The sequence below is a fragment of the Stieleria sp. genome (assembly GCF_041595215.1).
Taxonomy (GTDB): domain Bacteria; phylum Planctomycetota; class Planctomycetia; order Pirellulales; family Pirellulaceae; genus Stieleria; species Stieleria magnilauensis.
In genome coordinates this window covers 1-2,330 of sequence record NZ_JBFHKV010001222.1, presented here as the reverse complement: position 1 = coordinate 2,330, position 2,330 = coordinate 1, and the positions used below count along the sequence as shown (strand labels likewise).

The following is a 2,330-nucleotide window of genomic DNA, read 5'->3' as shown; positions in this document are numbered from 1 at the left end:
GATTTGCGGGGGAGAAGGGTGCCATATCCGTCAGACATTGAATCGACATTCTGCGCGGTGCAACAACACAGCCCGGGCCGCGAGAGCGCACCCCGGGTAGTGGACAAGATGGGCATGGAACGTCAGCTATGTTGTGGCACGCCGCTGGCGTGGAAACTACGGTAAAATCGCCTTCGATCACTCACCGACCCAGAACCACACACCATCGCCCATGGCAAAAAAGAAAGCGGCTTCTTCTGCAACATCCCCACCGACGCGAAAGATCCAAGCTCCGCCGGCGGAGATTCGCTATGCGGAGGAGCTGGCGGTGATGCGTGATGCGGATTCCAATCCTCGCCCCGACGGTTGGCTGCTCTCGCCGGCTTCGATCGTCGATTTCATCTGTGGCACCGACGGCCAAAAGGTCGGCACCAAAAAGTCGACCGCATTGGCGATCAGCGAAAAATTTGTTGGACCCCGCGACATCATCCAACGCTGCGTCGTCACGCTGGCCGGCGAGCGTGGGCTGATGTTGGTCGGTGAACCCGGCACCGCCAAGTCGATGCTCGGCGAATTGTTGGCCGTCGCGATCAGCGGCACCGGCGCGTTGGCGGTTCAGGGTACCGCCGGCACGACCGAAGACCAGATCCGTTACGGCTGGAACTATGCCATGTTGCTCGATCGCGGCCCGACGCCCGAAGCACTGGTGCCGTCGCCGGTCATGCAAGCGATGCGGCAAGGAAAGATTGTCCGCTTCGAAGAAGTCACACGTTGTTTGCCCGAAGTCCAAGACGCGTTGATCTCGATCTTGAGCGAACGACGCATGATGGTGCCCGAACTCGGTGACGAAGATTCCAGTGTCTTCGCCGCGCCCGGATTCTCGCTGATCGCGACGGCCAATCTACGCGATCGGGGCGTGTCCGAAATGTCGGCGGCCTTAAAACGGCGATTCAATTTCGAAACCATTGCGCCGATTTCCGATGCCCAGCGTGAATGTCAATTGGTGTCCTCCCGCGCCGCCGCGCTGCTGCATGAATCGGGCAGCGACAAACCGATCGACGAGTCGTTGATCGAGCTATTGGTCACGGTGTTTCGCGACCTTCGCAGTGGACGCACCGACGAAGGCTGGCAGGTCAATCGGCCGAGCACGGTGATGAGCACCGCCGAAGCGGTCGCGGTGGCCACCGCCATCATGCGCGAAAGCGCCTTCTTCCCTTCCGGATTCGATCCCGTCTCGCGGATGCCCGGACACCTGCTGGGTGTCGTGCTCAAAGACGACGCGAAAGACCGTGAACGATTGCTCGGATACTGGGACGGTCCCGTCCAACGCCGCGCGGAAAACGGTGAACCGCTGTGGACAAAGTTGAGCGAAATGCGCGGCGTGCTGGATGAAACGATGTGAAGCAACGCGACCGAAGCAGTTAGCGGAACGGCGCGAGCCGTCCGGTCCCAGCGTTGAAACCCTGAAGGAGTTAGCGGAACGGCGCGAGCCGTCCGGTCCCAGCGTTCAAACACCTCGAAAGACCGGAGGGCTCGCGCCCTACCGCTAACATAGAACACCCAGCTTGGTGCCAACACAGGTGGCTTTGGGCGCGAGCCTACGGGCCCTTGATTCCCCAATCTTAAAAGACACTTCATGGACCCCTTCGCCTGCTGCACCGCGTTGCATCAATGTACCGAACCGTTGTTGATCGGGGTGCGTCATCATTCGGCGATGCTGGCCCGTGCGATGCCGGTGCTGTTGGATCGTTTTGCGCCCGATGCGATCCTGATCGAGCTGCCGTCGGATCTATCCGATTGGATGCAGTACATCGCCGATCCACAAACGCAGGCCCCAATCGCGATCTCCGCGGTCGATCCCGACGGCGGCATGATGTTCTATCCGCTGGCCGATTTTTCACCCGAGTTTGCCGCGATCCGCTGGGCGTCGGCCAACGGCGTTTCCGTCCGTGCCTGCGATCTTTCGGTGTCGGTCAAATCCAAGTCTGCCGCATCGGAACTCCACCCGACGCCGTCGAGCCAAGCGACCGAGTCGGTCGACGTTCTGTCGCAATTAAAACGACGCGTCGGTGCCAGCGATGTCGGTGATTTGTGGCAGCGGTTGGTGGAATCGCCCGGTTGCGACGCGGACCCGGAAATCATCCGCCGCGCGGCGCTGACGTTCGGTTGGGCGGTCCGGCAGGACGATCATGAACCCTCGCCGCGCGATTTGCTTCGCGAAGCCGCGATGCGTCAGGCGATCCGCGAGAGCGATGGGAAAACGGTGGCCATCGTCGGCGCCTTTCACGCGCCGGTCTTGCTGCCCGACGTCGTTGACGCCTCCGACGACCGTGATCAAGCCGAACTTGCCG

Annotated in this window: 2 protein-coding genes; both read left to right on the top strand. The window is 61.4% G+C overall.

Annotated elements, in window-relative coordinates:
- The first annotated feature begins 211 nt into the window (after window positions 1-211).
- Window positions 212-1,381: an AAA family ATPase gene (locus ABX749_RS29865; RefSeq protein ID WP_372899250.1), complete on the top strand. Its 1,170-nt coding sequence runs from the start codon at window positions 212-214 to the stop codon at window positions 1,379-1,381.
- Between the two features lie 234 nt (window positions 1,382-1,615).
- The coding region (locus ABX749_RS29860; protein ID WP_372899249.1) for a DUF5682 family protein at window positions 1,616-2,330 on the top strand (715 nt) is incomplete at its 3' end.